This is a genomic window from Kribbella sp. NPDC050241 (genome assembly GCF_044459685.1).
In the GTDB taxonomy this organism is placed as follows: Bacteria; Actinomycetota; Actinomycetes; order Propionibacteriales; family Kribbellaceae; genus Kribbella.
The window spans coordinates 288,163-312,729 of sequence record NZ_JBITJE010000009.1; the positions used below are offsets into that span (position 1 = coordinate 288,163).

The window sequence follows — 24,567 nt, forward strand, 5'->3', positions numbered from 1 at the left end:
CCTTCCCTCAGCCCTGGTGGGGGTACCGGTAGTCCGTCGGCGGCGCGAAGGTCTCCTTCATCGACCGCGGGCTGGCCCAGCGGATCAGGTTCCACATCGAGCCGGCCTTGTCGTTCGTCCCGGACGCGCGCGCACCACCGAACGGCTGCTGCCCGACCACCGCACCGGTCGGCTTGTCGTTCACGTAGAAGTTGCCGGCCGCGAACCGCAGGTACTCCGCAGCCTCGGCGACCGCGTGCCGGTCCTGCGCGATCACGGCACCGGTCAGCCCGTACGGCGCCGAGTGCTCCATCCCCCGCATCACGCTGTCGTAGTCGGCGTCGTCGTACACATGCACGCCGAGGATCGGGCCGAAGTACTCGGTGGTGAAGATCTCGTCGGTCGGGTCGGCCGACGCCAAAAGCGTCGGCCGGACGAAGTACCCCTCGCTGTCGTCATAGGTGCCACCGGCAACGACCTCGATCGAATCGGTCGCCGCTGCCCGGTCCAGCGCCGCCTTGTGCTTGGCGAAGGCCCGGTCGTCGATCACCGCGCCGATGAAGTTCGACAGGTCGGTGACGTCACCCATGGTCAGCGACTCGGTCTCGGCGACCAGGTCGTCGCGGATCCGGTCCCACACCGAGCGGGCGACGTACGCGCGGCTGGCGGCCGAGCACTTCTGGCCCTGGTACTCGAACGCGCCGCGCACCATCGCGGTCTTGAGCACCGCCGGGTCCGCCGACGGGTGCGCAAGGATGAAGTCCTTGCCACCGGTCTCGCCGACCAGCCGCGGATAGGTCTTGTACGACGAGATGTTCGTGCCGACCGTGCCCCACAGCGATTGGAAGGTCTTGGTCGAGCCGGTGAAGTGGACACCGGCCAGGTCCGGGTGGGTCAGCGCGGCCTTGCTCACCTCGAGGCCGTCACCGGTGACCAGGTTGATCACCCCGGCCGGCAGCCCCGCGGCCTCCAGCAGCCGCATCGTCCAGTGCGCTGCGAACTGCTGCGTCGGCGACGGCTTCCAGACCACGGTGTTGCCCATCAGCGCGGGCGCGGTCGGCAGGTTGCCGGCGATCGCAGTGAAGTTGAACGGCGTGATCGCGTAGACGAAGCCCTCCAGCGGCCGGTAGTCGACCCGGTTCCACACCCCCGGCGACGAGATCGGCTGGTCGCTGACGATCTGCCGCGCGAACGCGACATTGAAGCGGAGGAAGTCGATCAGCTCACAGGCGGCGTCGATCTCGGCCTGCTGCACCGTCTTCGACTGGCCGAGCATGGTGGCCGCGTTCAGGGTGTCGCGCCATGGGCCGGAGAGCAGATCGGCTGCCTTCAGGAAGATCGCGGCGCGGTCGTCGAAGGACAGCGACCGCCACGACGGGGCAGCCGCGAGCGCCGCCACCACAGCCGATCGGCCATCGGCTTCGGTCGCGTTGCCGAGAGTGCCGAGCACGTGCGCGTGCTTGTGCGGCTGGACCACCTGGATCGACGTACCGCCACCGAGCCGCTGCTCACCGCCGATGGTGCAGGTCAGGTCGATCGCGCCCGCCGAGGTGAACTCCTTGAGCTTCGCCTCCAGGCTCGCGCGCTCGGCCGATCCGGGGGCATACCCCTTCACTGTCTCGTTGGCGGGCGTCGGAACGACGGTGACGGCATCCATACTGCGGGCTCCTCGATCTGGTGGTGTGGATCGTGCGGGTACGCCGTGCGGGTGGGCGGCGCGCTCGCTGGTGATACGAGCATGGTGCCACGACCGACCACCTGGAACGAACCTGACCACAGACCCGACCAGGAGCTCTACTGGTCAGGTGAGGAAGCACCCGCCCCGCGCCTCAACATTTGTAGCATACGTTTCACTCGAGCAGGCTCCGCCGTCGCCATTCCGGCCGCCATGACCAGCAGGTCGACCGGGTCCACGTCGGCCCGCAGGCGACCGTCTCGCTGCGCTCGCGCGACCAGTCGCCCAACCGTCTCGACCATGGCCGCATGCCACCCGTCGTGGAGCTCCGACCGCCGCGCCGACGGCTCCAGGCTGCGCGCCAGATCCCCCTTCTCGGCCACGTGCCGGACGAACCGCTCCAGCCAGTCGAACAGGTCGACGCCGTCGTCGACCGCACACAATTCTGCGACCTCCTCGGCGTACACGGCGACGATCAGATCGTCGCGGGTCGGGAAGTGGCGGTACAGCGTCGCGTTGCCGATTCGGGCCCGCCGAGCGATCTCGTCGAGGGGCGCCTGGGTGCCGAGCTCGCCGAAGACGGCCTGCGCGACCGCGACGAGCTGGTCACGGTTCCGCTGGGCATCGGCACGCAATGGCTTAAGTGGGGACATCCCTGGTTAGACTAGCCGACGAACCAGAACCGGGGATCTCCCCAGTTAGGAGCACCGCATGGATCTCGACGACCGGATCGCGATCACCGACCTGATCTCGATGCACGGCCACCTGGTCGACGCGGGCGAGCCGCCGGACCGGCTGTTCACCCCGGACGTCAGGTACGACGTTTCGGACCTCGGCGGCGGCGTGATCGTCGGGACCACGGCACTGTGGGAGGCCGGGCTGACTCTCGGCGACGGCAACCCGGTCGGCCACCACATCACCAACATCGTGCTGACCGAGGTGGGCCAGGATGAGGTCGCGGGCCTCTCGAAGGCCATTGGGATCATGGCCGACGGCAGCTGCGCGAGCCTCACGTACAAGGACGTCGTGGTCCGCACCCCGGCCGGCTGGCGCATCAGCCACCGGCAGGTGATTCCCCGCCGCCGTCCGCTGGGACGGTAATTCGCGGATGTGACTGGTGTCGGCCTTTCGTGAGTGCTGAGGCTCAGGAGACCTACCCGCGCCTGTACGACGTGACGGTCATGGGGATTCCTGGACTGCGCGAGTCTCTCGACGTCTGCCGGACGGCGTTGGGACGCGGTACCTGCAGTGGGTCGCGGGAGGGGTGCCGATCGAGCAGCCGGCCGGGCGGCTGGTGATGGCCGGGTTGCGAGCGGGGTTAGGGCCGCCAGGGCATGTGCTGGAGGGTCCAGGTGTTGCCGTCGGGATCCTGGAACCACGCGTAGAAGACGCCGCCGAGATCTTCGGTCTCGCCGACTTCGACGCCGCGGCCGATCAGTTCCTGGCGAGCGGCCTCGATGTCCTTCACGACCAGGTGAAGGCCACGCAGGCTGCCCGGCTCCATGTCCATCATCGGCAGCCCCTGCAGGAGGGTGATCGAGCAGAAGGACCCAGGCGGGGTCAACTGCACGACGCGTACGCCGTCCACGGGTGACACGTCGACGTCGACGTGGAACCCAGCTTGCTCGGAGTAGAACCGCTTCGCCCGGTCGATGTCGGTCACCGGCACTGGGATGAGTTCCAGCAGGAACGCGCCTGGCTTCACCAGCGGCGCATTGGGATCGTCCGGGATCTCCGAGGCGTCCTTCGGGATCTCGGTCTGCGTCGGTGGCGGCGCCGGGACCCCGGTCGGCGGGTCCGGGATCCCGGGCTGCTCCGTCATGCGGACTTCTTCGCGGTCTTCTTGGCAGCCTTCTTCGCCGGCGCCTTCTTGGCCGCTGCTGCCTTCTTGGCCGGTGCCTTCTTCGCGGCCGCCTTCTTCGCCGGAGCGTTCGTGGCCGGCTCGGCGTCCCCGGATCCGCCCGCGCGGCGAGCCTTGGCGGCCTCGACGGAGGCACGCAGGGCGGCGACCAGGTCGACGACCTCGGCGCCCTCGGTCTCCTCTTCCTCGGTCTCCGGCAGCGGCACGCCCGCCGCCTTCGCCTCGACCACCTTCTCCAGCGCCGACCGGTACTCGTCGTGGTACTGGTCCGGGTCGAACTCGCCTCGCAGCGTGTCGATGTACGACGACGCCATCGCCTTCTCCTGGGAGCGGATCTCCACGTCCTCGGGCGGAGCCGCGAACGACGCGTCGCGGACCTCGTCCGGCCACAGCATCACCTGCAGCACCATGATGTCGTCGACCGTCCGCAGCAGGCCCAGGCTCTCCCGCGACCGCAGCGCCACCTTGACCAGCGCGTAGAGCTCGGAGCCGTCGAGCGCGTCCCGGAGCAGCACGTACGGCTTGGCGCCCGGCCCGCCGTCGGCCTGCAGGTAGTAGGACTTGCCCAGGTACAGCGGGTCGACCTGGTCCGAGGGCACGAACTCGAGGACGTCGATGACCTTCTTGCTGGACAGCGGCAGGTCGGCGAAGTCGTCCGGCTCGAGCACCACCATCCGGCCGTCGGCCATCTCGTAGCCCTTGCCGATGTCGGAGTACGGCACTTCCTCGCCGTCGATCGAACAGACCCGCTTGTACTTGATCCGGCCCCCGTCGGCGACGTGCACCTGGCGGAACGAGATGTCCTTCTCCTCGGTCGCGGAGAACACCTTGATGGGGATCGTCACCATCCCGAACGAGATGGCACCCTTCCAGATCGCCTGCATCGCCATCAGCTCCCTGTCAGCTCAGGCCCGTCACGCCGCCGCGGGATCTCTCCGCGGCGAGCAGATCGGGGACCTCCTGTGTCGCATACCACAGCAGATCTTCACCCTCGCACGAATCGAGGGCGAAAAGTGCCTCGTCGTCACCGTTCTGGGCGGCGTCCCACAGGTCGGCGGCCTTCCCGACCACCGCGTCCGCACCCGCGGCGTCCAGGTGCACGGCCGCGACCGTCGTCCACGGGATCACGACGTGCAGCTCCAACCGGGCGTCCCCCAGCTCGACCGAACCATCGGCCGGCGGTACGGCGCTCACCTCGGCTGCCACCACGACGCGGCGCCGGGCCGGGCCTGGGTCGGCCGCGAGCAGTCCGACCGAGGCACGAGCAGCCTGCGTCATCGCGGCGTACTCGAGCTCCTCGTTGTCGCCCTCGGCGTACCACTCCCGCAGCGCCGGGGTGACGGCGTACGCGGTCAGCGGCGCCGGGCCGATCTCGCCGGCAGTGCACGCGACGCCCAGCAACCGCAGTGTGGATGGGATGTAGACCCTCATGTACCCGCCTTCTTGGTCGTGCCGCGGGGTTTCTTCCGGCCCCGGGAGGCCCGGTTGTGGCTGCCCTTGGTCGTGTCGAGCAGCTCGTCCAGCGCATCCGTCACACATTGGCCGAAAACAGCGAGGTCGGGCATCGCGGTGCGATCCGCGTTCAGCCCGAAGGAGACCTTCCCGTCGTACGACGTGACGCCGACGGACAGCCCTTGACCGGGCATCAACGGCACCACCGGGTACGACGCGAGCATCGGCGCACCCTGGGCGTACAGCGGGAACTGCGGTCCGGGCACGTTGGTGATCACCACGTCGTCGATCGGCCGGACCGTGGTGGTGGCGACCCGGGCGGCGAGCGCGTGCAGGGTGGTCGGCGCGAACCCGGCGATGCCGACCAGGGACCGGGCGCTGACCGCGCGGCCGGTGTCCTTGTGCACCTTGGTCTGGTACGAGATCTGGTGCAGCCGCATGACCGGGGAGTTCTCGCCGACCGGGAGGTTCACCGTCGAGGCGATCACCCGGGAACCGAGCGAGGTCGGCTCGTCGTCCTCGTCGTCGCGGATGCTCACCGGGACCACCGCCCGTACGCTGCGGGTCGGTCCGACGCCCTCACCCCGCGTCATCATCCAGGCCCGGAACGCACCCGCGACGACCGCGAGGACCACGTCGTTGACCGTGCCGCCGTGCATCGCCCGGACGGTCCGGTAGTCCTCGAGGTCGGTCTGCACGGTGGTGAACCGGCGCTGACCGGACGTCTTCACGTGCAGTGAGCTCTCCTGCGCGTGCCGTTGCGCTGCCAGCGAGCCGACCACGTCGCCGAGCACCTCGCGGACCGACGTGGAGCCGGTCAGGCTGGCCATCTCGGCCCGGGCCAGCTCCAGCACGGCGGTCGGGTGGCGGGTGGCGTCGGCGAACACGCCGGCCAGCAGCTCCAGCGCCGACGGCGGATGGTCCGGCTGCCAGGTGTCGGTCGGTGTCTCCCGCGGATGTGCGGTCGCGTCCAGCACGACCTGCCCGATGTCGACCGTACTGTTGCCGTCGACAAGGGCCTGGTGGGACTTGGCGATGATCGCGAAGCGGTCGCCCTGCAGGCCCTCGACCAGGTACATCTCCCAGAGTGGGCGGGCCCGGTCCAGCCGCCGGGACATGATCCGGGCGACCAGCTCGAGCAGCTGCGCGTGGGTCCCCGGCCGGGGCAGAGCGGAGCGCCGTACATGGAAGGTGATGTCGAACTCTTCGTCGTCCACCCAGACCGGGCCGGCGAACCGGCCGGGCACCTGCTGCACCCGCTGCCGGTACCGCGGCACGAACGCGATCCGGTCCCGGATCAGCGCGACCAGGCTCTCGTAGTCGAACCCGTCACCGGAGTGCACCGGCGGCTCGAAGATGTCGACCGTCCCGACGTGCATCGGGGTGGCCGGCGACTCGGCCTTGAGGAAGGTGAGGTCCAGTGACGTCAGCCGATCCGGCATCCGATCACCTTCCTCTCGCAGTCGAAGCTTGTCTCGTCACCCTAGCGGCCGGTTCCGACAGTGGGCTGCGACACTGGCCGTAGAGAGCTCTCTGGGAACACTGAGCTATCTGTGTTCGTCAGGCAAGAGGGCGTGTCCCGCGTCCTGAGAACCCGAAGAGACCCCTTGAAAGGCCCCTCGACCCATGCGTTCGACGCTCACTCGCGGTACCGCCGCCGCCCTTCTCCCCACCCTCGGCATGCTGGTCCTGGCCGGCTGCGGCGGCGGTGACTCCGACAGCGGCGCGAGTCCGAGCACCCCGCCGAGCACCCCGGCCAGTACGCCGAGCGACCTGCCGACCATGACCGCGACGCCGGGCAAGCCGAACTCCTCCACCCCGTCGAACACCGCGGACCCGTCCGGCGAGCAGGCCGACGTGACCATCAACGTCACCGTTGCCAACGGCAAGGTGAACCCGAGCGGCGCGAGCATCAAGGCGAAGGCCGGCCAGACCGTGCTGGTGACCGCGGTCAGCGACGCCGACGAGGAGCTGCACATCCACGGCTACGACAAGGAACTGGAGCTGACGCCCGGCAAGCCCGCCTCGGTCAAGTTCACCGCGAACATGAAGGGCACCTTCGAGATCGAGACGCACAAGAGCGGCAAGCTGGTCGCCAAACTCGTCGTCTCGTGATCACGCTTCTTCTCCCGCTGCACGGGATCGGTGGCAGGCAGGACCTGCCGATCCCGTTCGGCCTCGCGGTCGGCGGGGCCGCGGTGGCGGTCGCCGTCTCGTTCGTCGTCCTCGCACTGGCCTGGCGGAGCCCGAAGTACCGCGGCAACGCCTCCGGCAAGCCGTTGCCCGCCGCAATCACCCGGACCGTCGACGCCAGCTGGTTCCGCTGGGTGGTCCGAGTGGTCGGGCTGGCGACCTTCCTTTACGCGATGACGTCGCTGGTGTTCGGCGTGGACCGGCTGACCAACCCCATCTTCGGGTTCATCTACATCCTGGTCTGGGTCGGGCTGGTGCCGATCTCGCTCGTGTTCGGCCCGGTCTGGCGGACGCTGAACCCGCTGCGAACCCTGCACCTCCTGCTCTGCAAGGCGTTGCGGCAGCCGCCCTCGAAGGGCCTGCTGGAGCTCTCGCCGAGGCTCGGGCTCTGGCCGGCCGCACTGGGCATCTTCGCGTTCACCTGGCTCGAGCTGGTCGCACCGGACCGGGCCACCATCCCGGTCCTGCAGGCGTGGATGGCGCTGTACGTCGTGATCACGATGTTCGGCGCGATCCTGTTCGGCGACCGGTGGTTCTCGACCGCCGACCCGTTCGAGGTCTACGCGACCCTGATGTCCCGGCTGTCGCCGTGGGGCCGTCGTACCGACGGAGCGCTGGTGGTCCGCCGGCCGCTGGAGAACCTGGACGGCCTCAAGCCGCTACCTGGCCTCGTCGGCATGGTCTCCGCTCTGCTCGGCTCCACGGCGTACGACGGGTTCTCGAACTCGACGGCGTGGATCGGCTGGGCACAGAACCAGGATGTGTCGATGACCGTGCTCGGCACCTGTGCGCTGATCGTGTTCATCCTGTTCGTGCTGGTGACGTACTCCGGCGCCACTCTGCTGGCCGGACGCCTGTCGGACAGCTCCCGGACGTCACTGCCGCGTCTGTTCGCGCACTCCGTCATACCGATCGCCCTCGGGTACGTCGTCGCGCACTACCTGACGCTGTTCATCCTCGAGGGGCAGCGGACGCTCATCTACCTGAGTGATCCGCTCAGCAACGGCGCCAACATCTTCGGCACGGGACTGCTGGCCGTGAACACCGGCATCACCAACCACAGCACGGCGATTGCCGTGCTCCAGGTGCTTGCGGTGGTGGGCGGCCACCTGGCAGGTGTCATCTCGGCCCACGACCGCGCCGTCGCTCTGTTCCCCCGGCAGAAGGCCCTGGCCGGTCAGATCCCGTTGCTGGTCGTGATGGTCGGCTACACCGCGGGTGGCTTGCTGCTCTTGTTCTCGTCCTGACGCGTGAGGGAGCGGCTGGTGACGGCGAGCAGGACGAAGGCGAGCAGGCCGAGGATCAGGTGCGAGTTGCCCGGGATCGACTGCCAGAAGGTCCAGTTGAGTTCGCGGTCGTCACGGTAGGGGACCCACCAGATCGAACGCAGCACGAACAGGCCGTACCAGAGCACGCCGGCGACTACCGCGGGGTTGAGACCCCAGACCCGGTTCACGGCTCGGATGAGGCTCACGCCGAGCGGGATGATCCACACCCAGTGGTGACTCCACGAGACCGGTGACGCGTACAGCACGGCGAGCGCCATCACGGAGATCGCGGTGACCCGCTCGTCGGCCAGCCAGTAGCGCCGGGACAGCCAGAGCACCAGCAGACCGAACACGGCCGAGAGCACGAACCACGTCGGCTGCACCCAGCTCGCGTCGTTGCCGAGCCGGTGCAGGAAGCCGTTGAACGACTGGTTACCGGTGTAGGCCAGTCCGCCGACCCGGTTCGCATCGAGGATGACGTCGGTCCAGTACCGCCAGGACTGGTGCGGCACGATCGCGAACCCGACCGCCATTGTGGCCAGCAGGCCGAACACCGCGTTGCGGAGCGCCCGCCACTGCTTGGTGACGATCAGCAGCGCGAGGAACGGCAGCGGCGTCAGCTTCACGCCGATCGCCACACCGAGCCAGAAGCCGCGCAGCCGGGCGTCGGCCGGCCGGACCAGGTCCAGCAGGATCATTGCCGTCAGCAACAGGTTGATCTGGCCGAACTGCAACGTCTGCCAGACCGGCTCGAGCATCAGCGACAGCACCGTGAGCGCGGCCAGCACCGCGGTCCGTTTGCGCTGGGTCACGAACGACCAGAACGTCTTGGTCAGGCTGGTCCGCCACAGCAAGGTGATGCACAGCACCGAGATGGTGGTCCAGACGACCAGCGCGACACCCCATGGCACGGCGGCGAGCGGGACCATCGCGATCGCGGCGAACGGCGGGTAGGTGAACGGCAGCCCGGATCCGGCCAGCTGCGCGTCGTACAGCGCGTCGCCGTGCAGGAGCACCGAACCGCCCATCCGGTACACCCGGAGGTCGATCATGCCGTCGAACAGACCGGCGATCCACGCGCCGAGCGCGACCAGGACCGCGCAGACCGCGATCACGATCAGGATTCGGCGCGCAGCGAGCGGGCGGGGTGAGGAGGTGGTGGTCGTCACGGTCACGTCAGGTCGGCTCCGAACAGGGATTCCAGGGCGCGGCGGGTCTCGTCGTACGAGGTGTGCAGGATGCCGGCCATGCCGAGCGCGCGGGCGGCCTCGACGTTCAGCTCCAGGTCGTCCACGAACACGCACTCCTCCGGCTTCAGGTCGAGTCGGCGGGCGGCCAGCAGGAAGATCTCCTGGTCGGGTTTGCGCATCCCCACCTCACCGGAGATGACGATGTCGTCGAACATCCCGTCCCAGGTGTCCCGCGGGTAGGTGTTGCCCCAGGAGTTCGACAGCAACGCTGTGCGGATCCCGAGCGACCGGGCCCGGCGGACCAGCGCGGACATCGCCGGCTGATGCTCGAAGTGCGCGAACATCCGCTCGATCAGCCCCTCCGCGGGCACCGGCGTACCGTCGCGGCGGAGCAGGATCGAGGCCAGCTTGCGCTCGAAGTCCGGTACGGCGATCTGTCCGCGTTCGAGCGCGTGAACGGGATTCAGCTCAGCCTCCGCCGTGGCGTCGGCCGGGTTCTCGGCCGGCAGCCAGGCCAGCACCGCCTGGAGGTAGGAATCGAAGTCGAATCCGTCGAGCTCGGCCCACCGGCGCAGCGCCTCCTCCAGCCCGGAGGTCAGCACCCCACCCCAATCCACCAGTAGCCCGCGCAGCTCGACCTTCCCGTCCGACATGCGCGCAAGCCTACTCAGCACATGAGCGGCCTCACGCTGCCGGTCCTGCCGGTCACTCGCCGTACACGCGTCGTCAGTTCAGTGCGTGTACTCGACCGTGACGTCGCCGGAGGAGGTCTTGGCGTCGATGGTGTGGGTGGCAGCCGGGTCGGCCGTGACGGTGGCGGACTCGTCGCCTGACGAGGTCTCGGTGTCCACCTTGTACGCCACGGTGTCGTTGGGGACCCGGATCGTCACGTCACCCGAGCTCGCCTCCGAGTCCACCGACTGCGGTGCCTTGGCGAACTCGAGCTCGGCGCTGCCCGAGCTGCTCTTCGTCGTCACCGACGTCGCGGTCAGGCCGCTCGCCTCCAGGTCGCCGGAGCTGGACTCGAGCGAGAGCGGGCCGCCGATGTCCTGCACCTCGATGTCGCCGGAGCTGGTCTTCAGGTTCGCCCCGTCCAGTAGTCCGGAGACTTTGAGGTCGCCGCTCGAGCTCTCCAGCGTCACCTTGAGGTCCTTCGGCACAGTGAGGATGTAGTGCGTCTCGCAGCCGAACGACAGGAACCCGCAGCCGGTGTCCTTCAGCTCCAGCTTGCCGTCGTCGTACTGCTCCTTCGGGTCGGAGCCGAACAGATTCCGCTCGAACTGCCGCTCGACCCGCACGTCGGAGACGTCACCGACGCGAACCTCGACGTTCGTCGACTTGGCCTCGACCAGCAGTGAGTCACCCTGCACGGGGTAGCCGGCCTGGCTCGTCTTGGTGTCCTCGGTGAGCCCGGTCAGGGCCCAGTAGACCCCGCCCAGGATCAGCGCGACGGAGATGGCGATCCCGTACCGCCGCTCGGGACTCATCGTGCTCGTCGGCCGGCCTTGGACCTGGGACATGCTTCCCCCTCAGGGAGTGACACCTACCTGCTCACCCTGACACATCCCCGCACCGGTGTCGGTGGGGTTTTCCCCCGGATCGCCACCTACCCGACCCTGAGTCTCGGGTCTTGATGAGCCCGGCTCGGGAACCCCTCGGCGACCACGGCAGCGAGCTGCTGGAGTGCCTTGCGGACCTTGCTGGACCGGGCCGCGTCGGCCAAGGTGCGGCCCGCGGCCATCGCCGCATCGACGGCGTTCTGGTCGTTCGGGAGCAGGGCGGTGACCGGGACCCCGGCGTACCGATCGAGGGCCTCGGTGACGGCGTCGGCAGGCGAACTGCCGAGCGAGCCGGAGCGGAGGCGGTTGACCACGACCCTGATGTCCGCCGACGGCACCACCGCCCGCAGCTCGTGGATCGCGCGGATCAGCCGGGTCAGCCCGACCGGGTCGGCCGCACCGACGACGATCACCTCGTCGGCCTCCTCCAGCGTTGCGAGCGTCGCGCCGTTGCGCCGCGGCGCCAGCGAGTCGAACGAGATCTCCTCGTCGCTCTCGATGCAGAACCCGACGTCGACCACGGTGCACGGCGCGAGCATCCGCGCGGTCGACCAGATCGACTCGACCGCCGCCGGCCGTAGCTCCGTCCACCGGTCCGCCCGGCTGAGCCCGGTCAGCACCAGCAACCGTGGCTCCACCTGCCGCGCGTGCTTCGCCAGCATCGGCATGTCGAGGGCGCCGCTGGCCGCCGACCGTGCTGCAGCCGCCAGTCCGGACGTCTCGTCGAGCATTCCGAGCTGCTGTGCGACGGTCCCGCCGTACACATCGGCGTCGGCCAGGAGCGTTGGTACGCCCTTGGCTGCGAGCTCGCTGGCCAGTCCGACTGCGACCGTCGTTCGCCCGGGAGCACCCGTCGGGCCCCAGACCGCGATCATCCGGCCGCTGCCGTTGCTGTACTCGGGTGGTGGGTTGCCGGCCGTCTCCGGCGTCACCGGCACGAAGCCGCCCGAGAAGTGCGAAGCCGTGATGGGCGGTCCAGCGTCCACTGCTTCGGTGACCGCGCGGCCGAGGTCCTCCGGGCTGACGTCGGCAGGCAGGATCCGCTCGATGCCCATCCGGCTGAGCCGGTCCTCGGTGCCGAACGGTTCGCCGTTCTCAGACGGATCAACAAGCGCGACGACGGCGATCCGACGAGCATGCAGCGCCGCCACCGCATCGGACGTGAGCCGTGGCAGGTCGTCCGCGAGCAGCACCGCTCGCGCCTGCCCGCTCGCGGCTGCCGCCATCACATCCGCGATGTCCACGCAGCGCCGTACGACCCGGATGCCTGGTGCGCGCTCTGCGCGGCGTACGACGTCTGCCTCCCACGGTGCTCCGGTCACCGCGAGCAGCACTGGGATCGACATCAGCTGCCCCGCCTGACCAGCACCGGCTCACCCGAGCTCATCGCGGTCAGAGCCGCCGGGAGTCGTCGCAGATCGTCCTGATCGAGGCCGACCAGGACCTGCCGGCGGGCCGAGCCACCAGCGACGCCCTTCACCGCATCGACCTGCAGCACGCGCACGTCGCTCCACATCAGCTTGGCCGCCTGGTCCTGAGTCTTCGGGACGACCCAGATGTCGACCTGGTCACCGCCAGCCGCATCCGACGGCAGCCGCCCGGTCGCCACCGACAATGGCAGCTCGGTGCGGTTGCTCTCAGCCTCTGGTACGGCGGCTTCGCGTGGAACGAACTCGCCTGCGTCGACGGGCCGCGCGACGACCAGACCCTTGAGGTCAGCATCGGCGGCGACGTACTTGTTCGCGTCGTCGCTGCTGGTGAAGCGCACCCGCACTGTGGTGAGGTCGTCGCCGGTCAGCTTGGTGCCGGCTGGGAGGTCATGCTTGGCGGCCCAGATCGTGGTGGTGTCGTCGGCGGACGAGAGCAGCTTCGCGCCGGCCAGACCGGTGACGGCGACGAGTAGGACGCCCAGGAGCAGTCGGCCGTCCTTCCACCGGGCCCGTCGGTTGCGCTGGGCGGGCGCGGACGGCGCTCCGAACCCACTCCGCACTGCTGTGTCGACCACGTCGGGCTCCCCAGTCACTCGATCCGTCTGCGCGGACATTCTGCCGTGTCCAGCGGCGCACCGTGCACGGTCATCCACAGGCAGTCACAGGCTGGGGACAAACCCGGTCATCCGGGCGCCAACCATGGCAAACTGACGGAACCAGCCACGATGTGAAGGAGTAGGACGGATGCCGGGTCCGCGTTTCCTCCAGCTCGCCGACGTCGCCGAGGTGCTCAACATCTCCGCGAACCAGGTCTACGCGCTGGTGCGTCGCGGCGACATCCCGGCGGTCAAGATCGGCGGTCGCGGCCAGTGGCGGGTCGAGGCGACCGAGCTGGAGAAGTACATCGAGCGGCTGTACACCGAGACCCGCGAGTTCATCGACGCCCACCCGTTCGGCGAGGAAGCCGAGCAGGCCGAGGACCTGCACTGAGTCAGCGGCGTCAGCGGCGACGCAGCGCGCACAGGGCCGCGGTCGGGACCAGCCTGACGTTGTAGACCTCGCTGCGCCGTCGCGGCGCGTCGAGCGGATGCTCGGCGATCTCCACGAAGTCCGCGCCGACCCGATCGATCGTCCCGGTGACCGGGACTCCCCCGCAGAACAACGTGACCGGTGACCGGTCCCGCGCGATCCCGCGCAGCAGGTGGGCCAGGCCCAGCTTCCCCGCCACCGCCCCGACCGCCGGCTCCGCCCACGGACCGAGCCGATGCACCGCGACCAGCGCGCCGACCGGGATCAGCCACTCCTCGGCCCGCTCCGCCTCGATCAGCAGGCAGTCCTTCCCCACTCGCGTGAGCAGCCCTTGCACGGGCTCGGCGTCGGCCAACTCGACTCGTACGACGGTGTCCACGGCGCCGCGGAGGCGGTCGAGCACGGTGATCTTGCCGACCTCGGTCCGGATCCGGTCCGCGACCTCGCCGTACAGGTCTCCCTCCTGCAGCGCCTCGAACTGCGACTCCAGGTCCTGGAACAACGCGTCCCATCGCATGCCCCGAACCTACCGCAGCACTTGCCAACTGCCCTGATCCGGGATCTATAGTGATCTAACCAAAGCAAACTCAAGCAAACTCATAGATCACGAGGGAAGCGATGACACGGGGAGTGAAGGGCGCGTTCACGCTGACGACGCTGGCCGGCGTCGGCCTGGGTCTGCGCTGGGCGACCGCAGGCTCGATCGGCACGGCGAGCAGCCACGATCTCGACTCGATGGCGGTCCTCGCGGTCGGCACGGTCGCTTGGGTCGCGTACGGCTGGCTCGTCCTCGCGATGCTCGCGACGATCCTCGAGCAGCTCCCTGGCGTCGCCGGGGCCGCCGCGTCCGCGATCGCCGGCCGGATCACCTCGACGACTGCCCGCACTCTCCTGCGGTCCGCCCTGGGCGTGGCCGCGGTCACTCCGCTCACGCTCACCACAGCCCACGCCGACCCCGTCGAGGGCACGGCGCGCCCCTGGGCTCAGGTGGAGCCGCGCTCCACCGTCCAGCCCGAGGCCGAGTCGCCGGCGCGCGTCGGCGTACCGGATCGCCCTACCGCTGGAGCACCCACGCGCTACACGACGGTCCGCTCAGGTCGGCCGGTGCGAGTCGTCCGGCCTGGGGAGTCGCTGTGGCGCATCACCGCGGACGAGCTCGGACCGCACGCGACGGACGCGGAGATCGCAGAGCGCTGGCCGGATTGGTACGGCGCGAACCGCCGGCTGATCGGCTCCGACCCCGACCTCATCCACCCCGGCCAGGTCCTTCACACGCCGCCCACCTCCCAGGAGAACTGACATGAACAACCTGTCAACGGTCAGCCGGCCGGACTCCATCGCCGAACCGCGGTCGAACGTGCGACTGCTGCGGTCGGTACCGAACCCTGAGCACCAGCGGCCCACGGTCCGGCCCGGGATGCCGGATGCGGTGGCGTGGGCGTCCCGGTTGGTGCAGGCGGTGTCGGAGGTGATCGCCGGCGATCGGCCGATCTCGCAGCTGGTGCGGTTCGCGGACGAGGAGGTGTTCGCGGAGTTGAACCGACGAGTGCGGCTGCTGGGGTTGACGACGACGGCCACTGGGCGCGGAGCACACGAGCGCAGCGTGATCCGCTCGATCCGGGTGTGTACGCCGGCCCATCGGGTGGCGGAGGTCGCGGCACACGTGCGGCGCGGCGACCGGTCGCGCGCCATCGCGCTACGGATGGAGGTCCGCCGCAACCGATGGGTCTGTACGGCGCTCGAGCTCGGCTGACTGAGCGGTCAGGCGAACTCTCGTGGAAGTACGAACGTCTCACCGAGCGCAATCGGATCGTGGTGTTGCCGTCACGTGGTTGCCGCAGGCGCGGCGTACGTTAACCGGATCGGTCGAACGATCGGTCTTCGTCGTTCGGGGGAACGAATGTCTGACACGACTCTCAGCAGGACGCTGAATTCTCAGGCCCACTCGGCAGACCCGGAGTCCACTGGGGTGGCTCCGGGTGTGCCGTGGCGGATCGGGTTGGCGGAGCTCAGCGACGCCGAGCAGGCGCGGGTGCTGCCCGCGATGCGGCGGCAACGATGGGCCGAGCGGATCCCGGTGCTGTACCCGGTGGCGGTGCGCTACCACCGGATGCTGCGGCGGATCGAGTGGCTGCGGTCCAGTACGCCGTACGCGCAGACGCGGCAGGTGGACGACTTGCCGGTGCGGGTGAAGCGGCACAAGTCGCTGCTGCTGCGGGAGCTCGGCGAGACCGAGATGTGGATGCAGCACAACAAGGTGACCAACCTGAGGCTCGCATGTGCTCAGGTGGACGGGCTGCTGATCCGGCCCGGAGAAACGTTCTCGTTCAACAAGCTGGTGGGGAACGCGACGCGCCGCAAGGGATATGTGAAAGGTATGCGGTTGTCGAACGGGCAGGCGCGGCCCGGCATCGGCGGCGGGATCTGCCAGCTCGCGAACCTGCTGCACTGGATGGTGCTGCACTCGCCGCTGACGGTCACACAGCGGTCGACGCACAGCTTCGACCCGTTCCCGGACAACGGCCGGGTGCTGCCGTGGGGCGTGGGTTGCAGCATCGTCTACAACTACGTGGATCTGCAGTTCCGCAACGACACCGACCGGACGTTCCAGCTGCGCGTCGGCGTCGGCGAGCGCTACCTCGAGGGCGACATCCTCGCTGACGCAGCGACCGATTCGTCGTACCGGGTGTTCGCCCGCGGCGAGCGCTTCCTGCGGGTCGGCGCGGACTACTTCCGCCGCAACGAGATCTGGCGCACGGTGATCGATCGCCGCACCGGCACGACCCTCCACGAGGAGCGTCTTCGCGAGAACGTTGCCCTGGTCAAATATGTCCCGACGGGCGGGCAGGTCCTGGACGTCGTACCACTGGGGTGACACTCGCGCGGGCTAGGTTCGGGATCCGCTCCCCCACGGGAAGGATCCGCATGTCCGGTACGACGCGCCCACGCAGAACGGGGCTGCTGGACGCAATCGCACGATGGGCCGAACAGCACCGCGACGGGCAGTTCCATTCGGCGTACGTCGGCGGGTGGCAGGTCACGCTCAGCAGCGTCAAGCCCGAGGACACGTCCGTTCCGCTCGCCCACCGGCTACGGGTAGTTGCGGACACCAACTGGAACACGCCCGACTGAAGACTGTCGGTGGGGCGTTGCAGACTGGTGGGGTGAGTCAGCTTGGTGAGCCCTACCGGGAGCGTCCTGCGCTGCTGCCCGGGGCTGCCTTGTGGACCCGGACGGCGACGGGTGGCGAGTACCGGATTCTGCCCGACGGCTGCATGGACCTGTTGTTCATGAATGACGACTTGGTCGTGTCCGGGCCGGACAGCCGCGCTTACACCGGTATCGCGGACGCCGGGACGAGGTATGCGGGGATCCGGTTCTCACCCGGAGCCGCGCCGGACTTCTTCGGCGTACCCGCAAGGGAACTGCTGAACGAGCGGGTCCCGCTCCGCGAGCTGTGGTCGCCTGCGCGAAGCCGGCGCATGCTGGACCAGGTGCGGTCGGCGCCCGTGCCCGCACTTGCGCTGGACCAGGCGGTCGCGAGTCTGACCGAGGAGCCGCCGGACCGACTGATCACGCACGTACTGCGGAGCATCCGCGCCGGAATGCTGCGCGGTGGAGCCGGCGTCATCAGCCTCGCGAGCAGCGTCGGGCTGAGCGAGCGCCAGCTGCACAGGCGCTGCCTGAACGCGTTCGGCTACGGGCCGAAGATGCTCGACCGGGTCCTGCGCATGAACGTCGCCCTCGACCACGCCCGCACCGGTGCCGCCCTCGCCGACGTCGCCGCCCTGCATGGGTACGCCGACCAGGCTCACCTCAGCCGCGACGTGAAGGCACTGACCGGCCTCCCACCGGGAACTCTCCTGCTGCGCTGAGCCGGATGGCGTGTCAGCATTGCTGTTCATGACCGCTGACGCCGATGTCAGAACGACGACATTGCGGCACAACCCCTTGAACGCGGTGACGGCGACGGTCGAGCGCCTCACCTATCCCGACGGCAGCACCGTGATCCGCAAGCAACTGCGGAAACCGGTCCAGTCGACCGGCCCCTGGGCCGCATCCACCGATCCGCGGCACTGGAACTACTGGCGCCGCGAACTCGAGGTGTACGCCGACGACGAACTCCGCAAGCAGGTCGCCGCTGCCGGCCTGGTGCTACCGGCCGCGCAGATCGCCGAGCACGACGACCACGCCGTACTGATGCTCGAGGACATCGGCGGCACGCCGGGGACCGAGTTCAGCCTGGCCGAGCACGCCGCGCTGGCACGGGCCTGCGGGCGGTGGCAGGCGCGACCCGCCGCCCGGCGACCGTGGACCTCGACCGGCTTTCTGCGCGACTACTCGACGAGTCGCGACGTGCCGTGGCATCTGGCCGACGATGACGCGGCCTGGCAGCAGCCGTTGATCGCGGAGACCTGGCCGCCAGGACTGCGGTCGGCGTGGCTGCACCTGCTCGCCCACCGCGACGACCTGCTCGACCTGGTCGCGAGCCTGCCGCGGGCGCGCTGTCACCTCGACCTGTGGGTGTGCAACGTGATTCAGCGGCCGACCGGCGAGATCGCCTTGCTGGACTGGGCGTTCACCGGCGACGGAGCCCTCGGCGAGGACATCGGCAACCACATCCCGGACGCGGTCTTCGACCTGTTCTGGCCGGCCGAGCGGATGCGCGAACTGGCCGAGACCTGCATCGGCAACTACCTCGACGGCTTGCACGAGGCCGGCTGGCGAGGGGACCCCGACCAGGTCCGCCTCGCCGTGATGGCCTCAGGCGTCAAGTACGCCTGGTTCCTCCCCGGCCTGCTGGGCCGCGCCTCCGCCGCATCCCACAACGCCTACCACCAGCAGACCGACAGCCGGCACCTCTACCACCAGCGCGGTCAGGCCCTCGCCTTCGTCGCCGCCTGGTGTGCCGAGGCTCTTACCCGAGGACGACGGTGAAGCCGCCGGGCTGCACCGAGACGTGAGACGGCGTGCCCTGCGAATGCAGCTTGCCCGTCGACGTGTACGAGTAGGCGATTCGGCCTGTCGCGCTGACCTTACGGGGGTGCGAGTCGACGCTGGTCAGCAACGTGGCGGTCCCCAGCCGGAGAGTGCTGATGCTGGGGATGAGGAGGAGTGCGTCCACCTGGGCCGGTCCGGTAGCCGAGGCGGCGAGCTGGGTCGCATTCGGCGGGAGCGGCGTGGCCAACGTCATCGGCAGCAGAGCGCCCGGGGCTGCGGAGATGCCTTGTGGGCCACCCGCCCCGTGGTCGATAGTGCCGAGCCGCCGGGAGCCACTGGTCCACGTGGTGCGGCCCGCGTCCGGGGTGTCGACGAGGTTCACGATCGGGAGCACCAGGCGCGGTTGAGGCGACGACAGCAGGGTCCACTGCGCCGACGTACCGGCGGCCAATGAGAGGTAGGAGCCGTTGCTCCATTGGGATTCGCCGGTCCACGCGGATGGCGGGGTGACCACCTCACCACCGGTGGCGGCCTCTCCTTCGACAACCGTCAGTCCGTCGTACGCCGGGGTTGCGCTGCCCAACTGCTGTGCGAGCTGCGCGACGGCCGGTGATGCGTCCAGGGCGAGCATCGAGAGCTGGCCGTGGATGGTGGACTCGGCTCCCGAGTTGCGGTTGACCACGCCGTCGCCGGCCAGACCGTCGTACGTGCGGCCGGTGGTCGCGTCGTACATCGGGGTGCCGGCGCGGTTGGCGCCGAAGTACCAGGCCGCGACGAAGGAGGCGATCTGCCTGAGGCCGGGGAGGCCGACCGCCAGCAGGCCTTGCAGCCGGGCGTCGACGCCGTACGCGATCTGCGTACGGTCGATCGGCGCGGGGAGCCAACCGTTGTCGGGACCGCCGGCCGTGACGAGCAGCGGTGTGAAGCCGGCAGTGTCGCCGATGGCCGGGTCGAGTAGACGGCGGGACCCGAGCGCTGAGGAGGCAGCGGCGAGCGCGGACGGCATCTGGGCACCCCACGCGTGCCAGTCCGAGATCGACTCGCCCCACGGCATCAGTGCGCGGAACGGCCACTGGCTCGTCGACCCGGCGCTCATCGCAGCAACACCTTCGGCGAACTGCGTCAGCGCACGACGTGCCCGCGCCGACCCGCCGGCTCGGACGTACGCCGACAACCCGAGAACCGCCTCGGACGTCGCGTCGGCGCCGTTCACGATCAGCCAAGCGGGGAGACGACGGCCGTCGACGATGTTCCACTGGCCGTAGCGCACCAGCACCTGCCGCTCCAGCGCGGCGACCGCCAACTCGAGCCGGTCCTTCAGGAAGTCGGCGAAGCCACGGTCCAGTCGCCGGAAGACGGCGTACCCCTCCCCCAGCGCCCACACGGTCCGGGCCAGCCAGTACGACGGGCCGGAGTCGGAGGGGTCGGGGAGCTCGACCGGGTCGGCGCTGGGGTTCAGCGTTCCGTCCGGCTGCATCCACAGAACGACGTTCCCGTTCGCGGACTGGAGAAAGGTGAGACCTCGGAGGAGGTCGCGGGCAGCGTTCCGGGAGGCGGCGTCACCGAACTGCTGGTAGTGCCGTAGGTAGACGACTGTGGCCCGGGCGATGTCGTCCGCGTTGTACGCGCCCTGCCCGTAGGTGTTGGTGGCGGCGTCGTACGTGCCGCCGCCGATGCGCTTGTACGAGCCGTCGGACTGACGGTCCGCATAGGTCCACAGCACTCCGATCGGGCCGGAGCCGAAGGTGCTGTGGCCGGCAGCACCAGGCGGTGTCACCGACGTACGGAGGAAGTCGAGATGGGCGAGGTTGCTCAGCTTGTTGCTGGAAGCAACAGCCGGCAGCGTGACGGTGGAAGCGGCGGTCAGAGCGAGCGCTCCGCCGAGGACGGTTCGGCGGGTCGGGGTCATGGCAGGCGATCCAGCCGGGCGACCCCGATGGCCGCGTCGGCCATCCCGTAGAAGACGTACCGCACTCCGTCCACCTCCTCGATGGCGGTCGGGAACACCACGTTCCCGACCGTTCCGACCTTCTCCTCCTCGGTCTCCGGCACGAGGATCGGTTCCTCGGTCCGGGCGATCACCTTGGTCACGTCGTTCGGGTCGAGCAGCAGCGCACCGGCCGCGTAGCAGACCTTCTGCGTCGTCGGGTCGAAGCCCTCCGGCTGCTCACCGGTGACGCCGTGGTGGATCACCAGCCAGCCCTCGGGCACCCGCAGCGGCGCCGGCCCGGCCCCGATCTTCAGCTCCTCGAACGGGTACTCCGACATCGCCAGCAGCCGGTGCTGACGCAGGTGGACGAGGTTTCGGACGTCCTCCTGGACCGCCGACACCGGCACGAAGGACACCCAGATCCCCGGCCGGTCGTCGGTCACCCCGGCGGGCAGGTGCACGCCCTCGCCCTCACGGAACCAGCCCAGGTCCCACATCGGCCGATGCAACATCGCGTACGACGGTTCGCCGTCCGGGCCGGCCACGGGTTCGGGGAAGAACACCGTGTCCTTGTTCGGGAACAGGTTCAGATCGGTGTCGAGATCGGGCTGGTACTCGAAGTGCAGCGGACCGAGACGCCGCCACTCACGGAGATCCGACGACACCGCCAGAGCCGGCTTCGGGCCGAGCGGGCCGTAGGCGACGTACGTCATCACGTGCAGGCCGAGCGACGGGACGAAGGTCACCCGCGGGTCCTCGACGCCGGCGTTGTTCAGCCCGCGCTCCCAGCCCTCGTCCGGCGCGAGGACGACACCTTCGCGCTCGACACCGACAGGTACTCCGTCCTTGACCTCGACCCTGGCCAGGCCGACGCGGGATACGTTGCCCGTAGCAACCAGTCGCGGCAGCAGGTACAGCTGCCCGTCCGGTGTGTGGCCGGTGGCGGGATTCAGGACGCCCTCGGCCTCCAGCTCGTTGCCCGGATCGGCCGTCATCAGGACGCCGACCCGAGTGAGCGTGTAAGGAACAGTCACCACAAAACCTTTCAGGATTAGCCTTTGACCCCGGACGAGATGTTCGTCGAGATGAAACGGCGCTGGAAGATCAGGAACAGGGCCACCGCGGGCGCTGCCAGCACACACGCCCCCGCGAGTACGGCGCCGAACGGGTTCGCCGCCCGCGCCGACACAGTGGTCAGGTAGTTCGACAGTGAGACCGCCAGCGGTTGCAGGTCCTGCTGCTTGGTGATCAGGAACGGCCAGAGGAACTCGTTCCACGGGCCGATGAACGTCAGCAGGACGCCGGTCAGCAGGGCGGGCTTCACCAGCGGTACGGCGATCCGCCACAGGATGCTGAGCTCGGACGCACCGTCGATCCGGGCCGCGTCGAAGAGCTCGGCCGGCAACTGCAGGAAGTACTGCCGGAACACGAACACCGCGGTCGAGTTGATCAGGAACGGCAGGATCATGCCGCCGTAGGAGTCCGCCAGCCCGTAGCTGCGCACGATCAGCACGTACAGCGGGATCGTCAGCAACTGGAACGGCACGACCTGGATCAGCAGCATCAGGTTGAACACCAGCCCGCGGCCGCGGAACTGCAACCGGGCCAGGGCGTAGCCCGCCAGCACACCGAAGACCAGCGTCCCCAGGATCACCCCGCCGGTGAAGATGCCGGAGTTGACCAACGACTTCCCGAGGTTGATCGCCTTGTTGATCTCGCTGTAGTTGTGCAGGGTCACGTTCCCGGTCGGGATCGACCCGGAGACGGACGGATCCGGCTCGGCCTGCAGGCTGCCGATCAGCATGTAGTAGAAGGGGAACAGGAACACGAAGGCTCCCAGCAGCAAGGCGACGAACCGTACCTTCATCACTCCTCCCTCCCCACGAAGCGCCGTTCGAGCAGAGCGATGATGAGGACGCCGATCACCAGCAGTACGCCGATCGCGGAGCCGACATCCGGATTACCCTGTTCGATCCCGCGTTGATACATGATCAGCACCGGCGACGCGGACGCGCCGTCGGGCCCACCACCGCCGGTCAGCAGATACGGCTCGGTGAACAGGTTCGCCCCGGTCACCGTGGCGACGAGGACGACGAGTGTGGTCGCCGGCCGCACGCCGGGCACGGTGACGTTCATGAACGACTTCCAGCGACCCGCGCCGTCCATCGAGGCCGCCTCGTAGAGGTCCTTCGAGACGTTCTGCAAGGCGGCGAGGTAGAGCAGGATGAAGAACCCGAGCTGTTTCCAGGTCACGTAGACCGCGATCGTCGGCATCGCCAGCTTCGAGTTCACCAGCCAGGACGGGTCCGGCGCGAGCGGGCCGAGGATGGAGTTGACCAACCCGTTCGAGTTGAACAGGAACAGCCACACCCCGACCACGGCGACGCTCGCGGTCACGTACGGCACGTAGTAGCTGACCCGGAAGAACGTCCGCCACCGGATCGCCGAGTTCAGCGCGGTCGACAGCCCCAGCGACAACACGACGGTCAGCGGCACGTTGATCACGAGGAAGATCAGCACGTTCACGAACGACCGCTGGACGGCGGGGTCCGTCAGCACCGTGACGTAGTTGGCGAACCCGACGAACGGCCGGTCCACGATCGCGCCCGGCGCCGTGAAGAAGTAGTCGTGGAACGACATGTACACCGCGAACCCGAGCGGGTAGGCGAACACCGCGGCCAGGAACACGACGTACGGCGCGACGAACACCGTCCCGACCGGGTGCTCACCCAGGATCCGGGTGACCGAACCTCGTCTCATCAGACTGGTCGCGGGGATATCCCGCCCATGCAGGCGGAGAACAACCGCGACTCCCTCCCTTCAGCGATCGGGAACTGTCGGTACGACCTGATTTGATATGTTGCGTGTCGCGGTTCCGGCTCTACCCCACTCGCACCCACCAGGCTGCATTGCTCGGCCAGTGTGGGCACGCCCGGTACGTGTGGAACCTGGCGCTCGAGCAGTGGTCGATGTGGACGCGTGACAAGGGATCGACGCCGCGGTACGCCGAGCAGGCACGGCAACTGACCGAGGCGCGAGCGATGTTCGGTTGGCTGAGGGCCGGGTCGCAGACCGTGCAGCAGCAGGCGCTGCGAGATTTCGACCATGCCGTCAGGAACTTCTACGCAGGGACTCACCAGCGACCGACTTGGCGGAAGGCTGCTCTGCACGAGGGATTCCGTGTTGTGGGCGGCCAGGCATCGCGCGTGATCAAGCTCAGCCGGAAGTGGGCGGCGGTCAATGTGCCGAAGGTCGGCTGGGTGCGGTTCCGGATGTCCCGCGCCGTGCCGGAGGCGAAGTCGTACCGCATCACTCGAGACCGGGCGGGTCGCTGGCACATCGCCTTCGCTGTCATTCCGCCTCCGATCCCTGCACCGGGTACCGGAGAGGTCGTCGGCGTGGACCACGGCGTCACCGTGTCGGCGGCGCTGTCGACGGGTGAGCTCCTGACATGTCCCGGGCTGTCCGAAGCGGAACTGGAACGGTTCAAGCGGCTCCAGCGCCGTCTCGCCCGCTGCCGTCGCGGCTCCAACCGCCGTGCACTGGTCAAGGCGGCGATCGCCAAACTGCACGCCCGTGCTCGCGAGCGCCGCACGGATTGGGTCGAGAAGATCAATCCCGCGTTCACGTCGCAAACCTGCAGCGTCTGCAGGCATTGCGCACCGGACAACCGTAAGAGCCAAGCGGTGTTCCGGTGCGTTGCCTGCGGACATCGGGCAAACGCTGACGTCAACGCGGCAGTCAACATCGCGGCCGGACGGGCCGTCAGCGCACGCCGAGAGATGCCGGTCCCGGTCTCGCCGAAGCGTGAACCTCAACTGACTACCTTTCCGTAGTAGTTGGAATCCTCGCCAATTGGGCGAGGAGGACGTCAAGACTGTTTGGCGAGTTCGTCGACCTTCTGGGCTGCGCCGTCGAGGGCCTCGTTCGGGTCCTGCTGGCCGAAGATGACCGACTTGGAGTAGGCGTCGCGGAAGGTCTGCCAGATGGTGATCGAGTTCGCCACGTTCGGCACCTCGACCGTGCGGGCTGCCTGGTCGGCGAACACCTTGTAGTCAGG

Annotated in this window: 27 protein-coding genes and 1 pseudogene; 11 read left to right on the plus strand and 17 right to left on the minus strand. The window is 68.8% G+C overall.

Features of this window, described 5'->3' with window-relative positions; all coding sequences use genetic code 11:
* Nucleotides 1–7: 7 nt before the first annotated feature.
* Both pruA and ACIBG5_RS34160 read right to left on the minus strand, forming a co-directional pair.
* A complete protein-coding gene (gene pruA / locus ACIBG5_RS34155) occupies nucleotides 8–1,636 on the minus strand; it encodes an L-glutamate gamma-semialdehyde dehydrogenase (protein WP_396395647.1) in 1,629 nt (542 codons plus the stop codon).
* A 137-nt stretch (nucleotides 1,637–1,773) separates the two neighbouring features.
* Nucleotides 1,774–2,307: a TetR/AcrR family transcriptional regulator gene (locus ACIBG5_RS34160; RefSeq protein ID WP_396395648.1), complete on the minus strand. Its 534-nt coding sequence runs from the start codon at nucleotides 2,305–2,307 to the stop codon at nucleotides 1,774–1,776.
* A 58-nt stretch (nucleotides 2,308–2,365) separates the two neighbouring features.
* Here ACIBG5_RS34160 and ACIBG5_RS34165 point away from each other — a divergent pair, with 58 nt between their 5' ends.
* A complete protein-coding gene (locus ACIBG5_RS34165) occupies nucleotides 2,366–2,755 on the plus strand; it encodes a nuclear transport factor 2 family protein (protein WP_396395649.1) in 390 nt (129 codons plus the stop codon).
* A gap of 217 nt (nucleotides 2,756–2,972) precedes the next feature.
* On the opposite strand, the gene ACIBG5_RS34170 is transcribed toward ACIBG5_RS34165, so the two are convergent.
* Genes ACIBG5_RS34170 through ACIBG5_RS34185 form a run of 4 tightly spaced genes read right to left on the minus strand, consistent with a single transcriptional unit; the run spans nucleotide 2,973 to nucleotide 6,409 of the window.
* Entirely contained in the window at nucleotides 2,973–3,476 is a 504-nt protein-coding gene (locus ACIBG5_RS34170) for a VOC family protein (protein WP_396395650.1), read from the minus strand.
* Nucleotides 3,473–4,399, minus strand: a complete 927-nt coding sequence (locus ACIBG5_RS34175) for a Ku protein (RefSeq protein ID WP_396395651.1) — start codon at nucleotides 4,397–4,399, stop codon at nucleotides 3,473–3,475. The genes ACIBG5_RS34170 and ACIBG5_RS34175 overlap by 4 nt, the downstream gene beginning before the upstream one ends.
* A gap of 16 nt (nucleotides 4,400–4,415) precedes the next feature.
* Nucleotides 4,416–4,946 carry a DUF6912 family protein gene (locus ACIBG5_RS34180; protein WP_396395652.1) on the minus strand — a complete coding sequence of 177 codons (531 nt, stop codon included), beginning with the start codon at nucleotides 4,944–4,946 and terminating at the stop codon, nucleotides 4,416–4,418.
* Complete coding sequence (locus tag ACIBG5_RS34185) at nucleotides 4,943–6,409, minus strand: wax ester/triacylglycerol synthase family O-acyltransferase (protein WP_396395653.1); 1,467 nt, start codon at nucleotides 6,407–6,409, stop codon at nucleotides 4,943–4,945. The genes ACIBG5_RS34180 and ACIBG5_RS34185 overlap by 4 nt, the downstream gene beginning before the upstream one ends.
* Nucleotides 6,410–6,593: 184 nt before the next feature.
* Here ACIBG5_RS34185 and ACIBG5_RS34190 point away from each other — a divergent pair, with 184 nt between their 5' ends.
* Together ACIBG5_RS34190 and ACIBG5_RS34195 are read left to right on the plus strand one after the other, a co-directional pair.
* Entirely contained in the window at nucleotides 6,594–7,082 is a 489-nt protein-coding gene (locus tag ACIBG5_RS34190; protein ID WP_396395654.1) for a cupredoxin domain-containing protein, read from the plus strand.
* Nucleotides 7,079–8,407 carry a hypothetical protein gene (locus ACIBG5_RS34195; protein ID WP_360445515.1) on the plus strand — a complete coding sequence of 443 codons (1,329 nt, stop codon included), beginning with the start codon at nucleotides 7,079–7,081 and terminating at the stop codon, nucleotides 8,405–8,407. Before ACIBG5_RS34190 ends, ACIBG5_RS34195 begins: the two co-directional genes overlap by 4 nt.
* Here the strand turns inward: ACIBG5_RS34195 and ACIBG5_RS34200 are convergent.
* The 5 genes from ACIBG5_RS34200 to ACIBG5_RS34220 form a co-directional block, all read right to left on the minus strand.
* Complete coding sequence (locus ACIBG5_RS34200; protein ID WP_396395655.1) at nucleotides 8,368–9,603, minus strand: glycosyltransferase 87 family protein; 1,236 nt, start codon at nucleotides 9,601–9,603, stop codon at nucleotides 8,368–8,370. The genes ACIBG5_RS34195 and ACIBG5_RS34200 overlap by 40 nt on opposite strands.
* The gene (locus ACIBG5_RS34205) at nucleotides 9,600–10,271 is read right to left on the minus strand and encodes an HAD family hydrolase (protein WP_396395656.1); all 672 of its coding nucleotides are present in this window, start codon (nucleotides 10,269–10,271) and stop codon (nucleotides 9,600–9,602) included. Before ACIBG5_RS34205 ends, ACIBG5_RS34200 begins: the two co-directional genes overlap by 4 nt.
* A 78-nt stretch (nucleotides 10,272–10,349) precedes the next feature.
* Nucleotides 10,350–11,138, minus strand: coding sequence for a DUF4097 family beta strand repeat-containing protein (locus tag ACIBG5_RS34210; protein WP_396395657.1), 789 nt, complete (start codon nucleotides 11,136–11,138; stop codon nucleotides 10,350–10,352).
* 86 nt (nucleotides 11,139–11,224) lie between these two features.
* Nucleotides 11,225–12,523 (minus strand): CpaE family protein, encoded by a 1,299-nt coding sequence (locus ACIBG5_RS34215; protein WP_396395658.1) that lies wholly within the window; start codon nucleotides 12,521–12,523, stop codon nucleotides 11,225–11,227.
* A complete protein-coding gene (locus ACIBG5_RS34220) occupies nucleotides 12,523–13,182 on the minus strand; it encodes an SAF domain-containing protein (RefSeq protein WP_396395659.1) in 660 nt (219 codons plus the stop codon). Before ACIBG5_RS34220 ends, ACIBG5_RS34215 begins: the two co-directional genes overlap by 1 nt.
* Before the next feature lie 169 nt (nucleotides 13,183–13,351).
* Here ACIBG5_RS34220 and ACIBG5_RS34225 point away from each other — a divergent pair, with 169 nt between their 5' ends.
* Nucleotides 13,352–13,597, plus strand: coding sequence for a helix-turn-helix domain-containing protein (locus ACIBG5_RS34225; protein WP_131352629.1), 246 nt, complete (start codon nucleotides 13,352–13,354; stop codon nucleotides 13,595–13,597).
* Nucleotides 13,598–13,607: 10 nt separating this feature from the next.
* On the opposite strand, the gene ACIBG5_RS34230 is transcribed toward ACIBG5_RS34225, so the two are convergent.
* A complete protein-coding gene (locus ACIBG5_RS34230) occupies nucleotides 13,608–14,153 on the minus strand; it encodes a hypothetical protein (protein ID WP_396395660.1) in 546 nt (181 codons plus the stop codon).
* A 101-nt stretch (nucleotides 14,154–14,254) separates the two neighbouring features.
* Here ACIBG5_RS34230 and ACIBG5_RS34235 point away from each other — a divergent pair, with 101 nt between their 5' ends.
* From ACIBG5_RS34235 to ACIBG5_RS34260, 6 genes are all read left to right on the plus strand, one after another.
* Complete coding sequence (locus ACIBG5_RS34235) at nucleotides 14,255–14,935, plus strand: LysM peptidoglycan-binding domain-containing protein (RefSeq protein ID WP_396395661.1); 681 nt, start codon at nucleotides 14,255–14,257, stop codon at nucleotides 14,933–14,935.
* A 1-nt stretch (nucleotide 14,936) separates the two neighbouring features.
* Complete coding sequence (locus tag ACIBG5_RS34240; RefSeq protein WP_396395662.1) at nucleotides 14,937–15,389, plus strand: Rv3235 family protein; 453 nt, start codon at nucleotides 14,937–14,939, stop codon at nucleotides 15,387–15,389.
* Nucleotides 15,390–15,617: 228 nt separating this feature from the next.
* A complete protein-coding gene (locus tag ACIBG5_RS34245; RefSeq protein WP_396395663.1) occupies nucleotides 15,618–16,511 on the plus strand; it encodes a VanW family protein in 894 nt (297 codons plus the stop codon).
* A gap of 50 nt (nucleotides 16,512–16,561) precedes the next feature.
* Nucleotides 16,562–16,768 (plus strand): hypothetical protein, encoded by a 207-nt coding sequence (locus tag ACIBG5_RS34250; protein WP_396395664.1) that lies wholly within the window; start codon nucleotides 16,562–16,564, stop codon nucleotides 16,766–16,768.
* A gap of 32 nt (nucleotides 16,769–16,800) precedes the next feature.
* Nucleotides 16,801–17,511 carry a helix-turn-helix domain-containing protein gene (locus tag ACIBG5_RS34255; RefSeq protein ID WP_396395665.1) on the plus strand — a complete coding sequence of 237 codons (711 nt, stop codon included), beginning with the start codon at nucleotides 16,801–16,803 and terminating at the stop codon, nucleotides 17,509–17,511.
* 28 nt (nucleotides 17,512–17,539) lie between these two features.
* A complete protein-coding gene (locus tag ACIBG5_RS34260; protein ID WP_396395666.1) occupies nucleotides 17,540–18,574 on the plus strand; it encodes an aminoglycoside phosphotransferase in 1,035 nt (344 codons plus the stop codon).
* Here ACIBG5_RS34260 and ACIBG5_RS34265 read toward each other — a convergent pair.
* Genes ACIBG5_RS34265 through ACIBG5_RS34280 form a run of 4 tightly spaced genes read right to left on the minus strand, consistent with a single transcriptional unit; the run spans nucleotide 18,555 to nucleotide 23,267 of the window.
* Nucleotides 18,555–20,486, minus strand: a complete 1,932-nt coding sequence (locus ACIBG5_RS34265; RefSeq protein ID WP_396395667.1) for a hypothetical protein — start codon at nucleotides 20,484–20,486, stop codon at nucleotides 18,555–18,557. The genes ACIBG5_RS34260 and ACIBG5_RS34265 overlap by 20 nt on opposite strands.
* The gene (locus ACIBG5_RS34270) at nucleotides 20,483–21,541 is read right to left on the minus strand and encodes a glycosidase (protein ID WP_360445543.1); all 1,059 of its coding nucleotides are present in this window, start codon (nucleotides 21,539–21,541) and stop codon (nucleotides 20,483–20,485) included. Before ACIBG5_RS34270 ends, ACIBG5_RS34265 begins: the two co-directional genes overlap by 4 nt.
* A gap of 17 nt (nucleotides 21,542–21,558) precedes the next feature.
* On the minus strand, nucleotides 21,559–22,374 hold the full coding sequence (locus tag ACIBG5_RS34275) for a carbohydrate ABC transporter permease (RefSeq protein WP_396395668.1): 816 nt from the start codon (nucleotides 22,372–22,374) through the stop codon (nucleotides 21,559–21,561).
* The gene (locus ACIBG5_RS34280) at nucleotides 22,374–23,267 is read right to left on the minus strand and encodes a carbohydrate ABC transporter permease (protein ID WP_396395669.1); all 894 of its coding nucleotides are present in this window, start codon (nucleotides 23,265–23,267) and stop codon (nucleotides 22,374–22,376) included. The genes ACIBG5_RS34275 and ACIBG5_RS34280 overlap by 1 nt, the downstream gene beginning before the upstream one ends.
* Before the next feature lie 104 nt (nucleotides 23,268–23,371).
* Here ACIBG5_RS34280 and ACIBG5_RS34285 point away from each other — a divergent pair, with 104 nt between their 5' ends.
* Nucleotides 23,372–24,343 carry an RNA-guided endonuclease InsQ/TnpB family protein gene (locus tag ACIBG5_RS34285; RefSeq protein ID WP_396395670.1) on the plus strand — a complete coding sequence of 324 codons (972 nt, stop codon included), beginning with the start codon at nucleotides 23,372–23,374 and terminating at the stop codon, nucleotides 24,341–24,343.
* Nucleotides 24,344–24,378: 35 nt separating this feature from the next.
* Here ACIBG5_RS34285 and ACIBG5_RS34290 read toward each other — a convergent pair.
* A pseudogene (locus ACIBG5_RS34290) lies at nucleotides 24,379–24,567 on the minus strand (sugar ABC transporter substrate-binding protein); the annotation flags it as partial.